The organism is Marinibaculum pumilum (assembly GCF_042646425.1).
Taxonomy (GTDB): domain Bacteria; phylum Pseudomonadota; class Alphaproteobacteria; order Ferrovibrionales; family Ferrovibrionaceae; genus Marinibaculum; species Marinibaculum pumilum.
Genome location: NZ_JBHRTR010000034.1, coordinates 321268 through 327769, shown reverse-complemented (window position 1 = coordinate 327769; position 6502 = coordinate 321268). Strand labels below are relative to the sequence as shown.

Below are 6502 nucleotides of genomic sequence, written 5' to 3'. Positions count from 1 at the left end.
CCGGGCACCCGCCCGGCGGCCGTTTCCGTTTGCGGCGGCGCGGCTCTCGTCTACCGTCGGCGGCAAACGGAGCTCCGGCGCCGGGAAGCCGCTTTCGGGGGAGGCATGAGCCCTTGTCTCTGAAATACATCCAGGTCACCGCGCCATCGGCACATGCCGAGGCACTCCGCTCGACGCTGGCCGACCGCGACTCGATCGTCGATCTTCGCCTGTCCGGCATCGAGGACGGCGAGCGGACCCTGCACCTGGTGGCCGGACCGCAGGATCGCCAGACCCTTCTTGACGATATCCAGGGCCATTTCGGGCCTGGAACCGACTGGCGGATGATCGTACTGCCGGTCGAGGCGTCCGTTCCCCAGCCCGAGGAACCGGAGGAGGTGCGGGCACGCCTGGCCTGGGCGGCCACCGTCCAGACCCGTGAGGAACTCTACACAACCATCGAGAAGGGCGCGTCGCTCGACACGAACTACCTGCTGCTGGTCGCCCTCTCCACCATCGTCGCGGCGATCGGCATGAGCGAGGACAATATCGCCGTGGTGATCGGGGCGATGGTGATCGCCCCCCTCCTCGGCCCCAACCTGGCGCTGATCCTCGCCACCGCGCTCGGCGACCGCGACCTGATCCGGCGCGCCCTGACCACCGGCACCGCGGGCGTGGCGCTGGCCATCGCCTTCTCCTTCGCCCTGGGCCTCGTCATGCCGCTCAACCTGGCGGCGGCCGAACTGCTCGCGCGGACCGATGTCTCCCTGTCGGCGGTCGCACTCGCCCTGGCATCGGGCGCGGCCGCGGCACTTTCGGCCACCACCGGGCTGTCCAGCACCCTGGTCGGGGTGATGGTGGCGGTCGCCCTGCTGCCGCCCGCGGCGACGATCGGCCTGATGCTGGCGGCGGGCGATGTCGGCCGGGCCTCCGGCGCCGCCTTGCTGCTCTGCGCCAACGTCATCTGCGTGAACCTCTCCGGGCAGCTGGTCTTCCTGCTGCGCAACGTCCGGCCGCGCACCTGGCTGGAGAAGCGGGCGGCGCGGCAGTCGGTGCGGCTCGGCCTGCTGGTCTGGGCCGCGGGCCTGCTGGCCCTGGCGGCCTTCTTCGTCCTGCGCGATGCGGCGACCTGAGCGGCACCGCCCGGCGATACCCGTTCCGGCCGCCACCGTGTATCTTCCGCTCCGGGGATGAGGCGCAGGCCGCGAGGCCGCTGCCGAAGGAGATGTTCATGCAGATCGCGGTCCTGACATTCGAGGGGTTCAACGAACTGGATTCGTTCGTCGCAGCGGCGATCCTGAATCGCATGAAGCCACATGGCTGGGCGGCCCATATCACCGCGCCGGGGGAGCAGGTCACCTCGATGAACGGGGTGACAGTCCAGCGGCAGAAGCCGCTGGAATTCGCCGCAGAGGCCGATGCGGTGCTAATCGGCAGCGGGATCCGGACCCGCGAGATCGCCGCCGATCGCGCATTGCTGTCGCGGATCCGGCTCGACCCGTCGCGCCAGCTCGTGGCCGCGCAATGCTCCGGCACCCTGCTGCTGGCGACGCTGGGCCTGATCGGCGACCTGCCAGCCTGCACGGACCTGACAACGAAGCCCTGGGTGATCGAGGCCGGGGTGCGGGTGATCGACGCGCCGTTCATCGCGCATGGCAATCTCGCCACGGCAGGCGGCTGCCTCGCCTCCCCGTACCTGGCCGCCTGGATGATCGCCCGCGGCGCATCCATGGCGGATGCCGAAGCGGCCTTGCACTATGTCGCCCCGGTGGGCGAGAAGACGGCATATGTCGACCGGGCCAGGGCGGTCGTCGCGCCCTTCCTCCCCCGGGCGGGGACGGTCGCCGCCTGACGGGCAGCATCCGTCGCGGCCGCAATCGGCGGGGACAAGCGCATGATCGTCTACACCTGGTGAGGTTCGCTGGCCGCCTTTCGCGTGCGCATCGTCATGAACCTGAACGGCGTCACGGCTGAAGAGCGCCAGGTCGATCTTGGCGAGGGCCGGCAGCACGATCCGGCATTTCTTGCGATCAATCCGCAGGGCGCCATCCCGGTGCTGGTGCTCGATGACGGGCGCAGCCTCGTCCAGTCCATGGCGATCATTGAATATTTCGAGGACACCTGTCCGGAGCCGCCGCTGCTGCCCGCCGACCCTCCCGGGCGGGCGCGCGTCCGTGCCCTGGCCCAGATGGCCGTGGCCGACGGCCATCCGCTGGTCTCGCCCCGCGTCCGCACGTATCTGGAAGTCGAGCTCGGCCGAGGCGAGGCGCAGTACATGGCGTGGAGCCGGCATTTCATGGGCAGGGCGCTGGAGGCGATGGAGGGCCATCTGGCGCGCGATGCGGAAACCGGCATGTTCTGCCATGGCGACCGGGCGACCCTGGCCGATATCTGCCTGGTCAGCCAGGTCACCGGCTTTTCCTATTTCGGCGGCACGGCCGACGCCTTCCCCGTCGTGACGCGGATCAATGCGGCCTGCATGGAAATCGATGCCTTCCGGCATGCGCATCCCCGCGCGCAGCCGGATGCCCCGAAGGGGCAGGCGCCCCGACCACCCGCTACTGCCGCATGAAGTCCGACAGAGAGATCCGCGGATCGTCGAGCCCCTCCCGCATCACCCTGCGGGCCCTGTCGCGGTTGCGGGCCTCTTCGCTTTCGTCGACGACCTTCTGGTAGCTGTCGATCACCAGCTTGGCGATGCGCCGGCAGGTCCTGCGCCGCCGCATCAGCTCCTCGTCGGCGCAGCCCGGCATGTTCGCCCAGGCGTCGGGGTCCAGTGCGCTGGCGGCGGCCTCCATCGCCTTGTCGGTCGCGGCGATGCCGTCCATCCACTGGTCGAAGCCGGGCCGGCCGGGTTGCGGCGCCTCCCCTCCGGCAGGGGTGGAAGACGCGGCAGAGGGTGTTTCGGCCCGAGATGCGCCTGTCGCTGCGGCACGCGGCGCGAGACGCGGCTCCGGCCGCTGCTCGGCTCGGGGCTCGGCGCGCGGCTCCGCTCGGGGCTCGGGCGGCGTCTTCCGGGACCGAGCAGCGGGCCGGGACGGCGCAGGGTCCGGCGCAACCGGATCGCCGAAGACCCGATACAACACGCGGTCGACGAAGCCCTTCCCGCTCATATCCCGGTTCCCCGACAGCACCCGCACAGACCCACACGCATCGACTGCAGGGTAGCGCCGCGACGGGAGGGCGTCGATGCGCGCAGGATGGCAGGGGCGCCGGGAAGGGGCCGCTCAGGCGAAGACGTCGGAGACGTAGCGGCCGTGCACATGCTCCATCTCGTCGGCCCAGGCCTGCGCCGCATCGTCCGCGTCGCCGGTGGCCTCCTGGTAGATGCGCACCAGTGTTTCTCGTGCCGCAGGGGCCATGTGCTTGCCGTCGCCGCAGACGAAGACGATGGCGCCCTGCTCGAACAGCTCTGCGATGCGCGCGCGCTCCGCCCAGACCCGGTGCTGAACGAAGGGCATGGCGCCTTCCGGCCCCTGTTCCGGCGCCTCGGAAAAGGCGGGCATCACGGACACCACGCCGTCGCCCTCCCAGCGCGCCAGCTCGTCGCGGTAGAGGAAGTCCACATCGGGATGGTCGACGCCGAAGAACAGCAGCGACGGCCCGACCGCGCGGCCGGCGGCCTTCTGTGCGGCACGCTCCTGGATGAAGCCGCGGAACGGCGCGATGCCGGACCCGGCGCAGATCATCACCATCGGCACCGCCGGGTCCGCCGGCGGCTCGAAATGCGCCTTCGACGGCCGCACCGCGATCGCGACCCGGTCGCCGGGCTGCAGCCCCGCCAGGTAGGAGGAGGCGACGCCGCGATGGCGACCGGCCCCCGACAGCGCCGGGGCATCGACCACGGCGATGGTCAGGGTGACATGATCGCCCCGCCACAGCGGCGAGGAGGAGATCGAGTATTGCCGCGCCCGCATCGGCGGCAGCATGGCCAGGAAGCGGCCGAAATCCAGGTCGCAGGAGGCGAAGCGTTCCAGCAGGTCCAGCACGCTGCAGCGCGGCTCCAGCACGCCGGCATCGTAGCCGTCGCCGGCCAGCGCCTGCAGCGCCTGGCGCTCCGGCGGGCAGGCCGTCGCGGCGGCCAGCTCCGCGACCTGCGCGCGGGTCGCCGGCTGCGCCAGTTCGACATAGTCGGCCAGCAGGTCGCCGCAGCTGACCGGATGGCCGGTCGGCAGCGCCGCCGCGCCGGTGGCCTGGTGCAGCACGACCTGGCTGTCCGCCTTCAGCCCGAAGCGGCGCAGCGCCCTGGCGACGATGTCGCCATGGTTGCTGGCAAGCACGGCGAGATAGTCGCCGGCCCGGTAGCTGGCGCCCGCCGGCAGGGCGAATTCCAGATGCCGTTTCGACCGGGCGTTCGGCGCCGCCATGTCCACCAGCTCGCGGTTCTCCACCACGGTGCCGGCCTGCAGTTCGTTCAGCCGCAGGGCATCCTCGCGGCCGGCGGCGACGAACTCCACCCGGACGGCGGCGGCACCCGGTTCCCGGGGCGCGGCCTCGCGCCCGAAGGCGGCCGCCATGGGCTGCCAGAGCCCGCCATACCATTCGTCGAAGGCGCCGAAGAAGTCGCCGCCGGAATCCGCCTCGCCGCGATCGGCGACCCGCACCGCCCCGGCGCGCGACAGCGCCGCATCGACCCGCTTCGGGATCGCCTGCCAGGTGCGGGCCCATTGCCGGTTGCCGCAGCCCATCACGGCGAAGTTCAGGCCCGCGAGCGCGCCTTCGGGCAGCGCCTCGACATGCGCCATGAAGCGCCGCGCATTGTCGGGGGGCTGGCCCTCGTAGGAGGCGGTGACGACAACCAGCGCCCCCTCCCCCTGCAGGGTGTCGATCCCTTCGTCCATCGGCGCCAGGCGCGCGGCAAAGCCCTGCACCGCCGCCTCTCCCGCGATGCGCCGGGCGAAGGCTTCCGCGGAGCCGGTATTGCTGCCGTAGAGCACCGCCAGCGGGATGCCGTCCGCCGGCTGCGCGATCTCCGGCTGCCCTGCCGGCTCCAGGGCCGCGGATTGCACCGCGACGGGTGCCGGCAGCTCCGCGGCCGCCGACCCGCCGCCCCGCAGGCCGGCGGAGGGCCGGCGCGGCGTGGCGCGGATCCGCAGCCCTTCCGGCTTGATGGTCAGGGTCTCGTGGATCTTCAGCCGGTAGCCGGGATCGTCGAAGGCGATGTCGAAACGCTGCAGCATCAGGGTCAGCACCAGCTGCGCCTCCTGCATCGCGAAGGGGCGGCCGATGCAGGCACGGGCGCCGTTGCCGAACGGCTTCCAGGCGTTCGGCGGCAGCTTCGCTGCCGTCTCCGGCGCGAAGCGTTCGGGCCGGAAGGCTTCTGCATCCGGCCCCCAGACGGCGGGGTCGCGGTGCAGGACCGGCTCCAGGATCAGGACCGTGTCGCTGGGCTTCAGCGGATAGCGGCCGCCCAGCACCGTCTCCTCAAGTGGCTTCACCGCAAATATCGACGCCGTCGGCCAGAGCCGCAGGCTCTCCATCAGGATCTGCTCGATATGGCGCAGCTGCGCCAGATCCTCGACCCGGGGCATCCGGTCGCCCAGAACCGCGTCGACGATGGCGCGCGCCCGGGCCATCGCCTCCGGGTTCTTCAGCAGCAGGTAGGTGGCGAAGGACAGCAGCCCGCTGGTGGTCTCGTGCCCGGCGATCAGGAAGGTCACCATCTGGTAGCCGATATTCTCGTCGCTCAGGCCTTCGCCGGTGACCGGGTCCCTGCCGTTCAGCATCAGGTTCAGCAGGTCTTGCTTCGCCGCGCCCTCCGGGTCGCGCCGGCGTTCCGCGATCAGCTGCTGCGCGACCGACTGCATCAGCGCGGCATTGCTGCGGTAGCGCTGCGCCTTGTGGACCAGCAGGCTGTTCATGCCGGGCAGCCGGCGGCCGCGCATCCCGGCCTCCTGCAGCGCGCCGACCATGGCGGCGACGAAGGGATGCAGTTCTTCCCGGTAGAAGCTGTTGAACCGGTAGTCGAAGGCGCAGAGCGCAATCGTGTCCAGGGTCAGCCGGGTCATGTTGTCGGCGACGTCGATCGGGGCGTCGGGGCCGAACCGCTCCCAGCGCACGAACATCTGGTCGGCGATGTCCAGCATCCGGTCGAACATGCCGCGCACGCCGATCGGCCCGAAGGCCGGCATCAGGATGCGATGCGCCTTCTCCCAGTTCGGCTCGCTGTTATGGGCGGTGAACAGGCCGTCGCCGGCAAAGGCGCGGATCTCCTGCAAGGGCCCGTGCAGCCGCTTGTTGAAGCGGCTCTCGTCGCAGAGCTCGTTCACCAGCTCCTGCGAACTGGCGACATACATCTCGGTGTCGACCAGCCGCAGCTTGAAGAAGGGGCCGTATTCGCCGGCCAGGCTGATCAGGCTCTGCACCGGGTTGTCGGAATCGATCTGCGGCAGGTTGCCGACGATCGGCCGGGTCGGCGGCTGGGGAACGGGATGGGTCTGGACCACCGGGGACCTCTTGCGCAGCGGCTTGACCGCCGGCGGCCGGCGATCTAATTTACGAATGTAAAATTAGTGACGAGGCA

5 protein-coding genes are annotated in these 6502 nt (G+C 70.8%); 3 read left to right on the top strand and 2 right to left on the bottom strand.

The window, feature by feature from the left end:
• Nucleotides 1-113: 113 nt before the first annotated feature.
• From ACFOGJ_RS21380 to maiA, 3 genes are all read left to right on the top strand, one after another.
• A complete protein-coding gene (locus tag ACFOGJ_RS21380; RefSeq protein ID WP_379904372.1) occupies nt 114-1112 on the top strand; it encodes a TIGR00341 family protein in 999 nt (332 codons plus the stop codon).
• 98 nt (nt 1113-1210) lie between these two features.
• On the top strand, nt 1211-1831 hold the full coding sequence (locus tag ACFOGJ_RS21375) for a DJ-1/PfpI family protein (RefSeq protein WP_379904370.1): 621 nt from the start codon (nt 1211-1213) through the stop codon (nt 1829-1831).
• A gap of 69 nt (nt 1832-1900) precedes the next feature.
• Complete coding sequence (gene maiA, locus ACFOGJ_RS21370; RefSeq protein ID WP_379904629.1) at nt 1901-2551, top strand: maleylacetoacetate isomerase; 651 nt, start codon at nt 1901-1903, stop codon at nt 2549-2551.
• On the opposite strand, the gene ACFOGJ_RS21365 is transcribed toward maiA, so the two are convergent.
• Both ACFOGJ_RS21365 and ACFOGJ_RS21360 read right to left on the bottom strand, forming a co-directional pair.
• A complete protein-coding gene (locus ACFOGJ_RS21365; RefSeq protein ID WP_379904368.1) occupies nt 2538-2807 on the bottom strand; it encodes a hypothetical protein in 270 nt (89 codons plus the stop codon). The genes maiA and ACFOGJ_RS21365 overlap by 14 nt on opposite strands.
• A 399-nt stretch (nt 2808-3206) precedes the next feature.
• Entirely contained in the window at nt 3207-6425 is a 3219-nt protein-coding gene (locus ACFOGJ_RS21360; protein ID WP_379904367.1) for a bifunctional cytochrome P450/NADPH--P450 reductase, read from the bottom strand.
• Between the last annotated feature and the right edge of the window lie 77 nt (nt 6426-6502).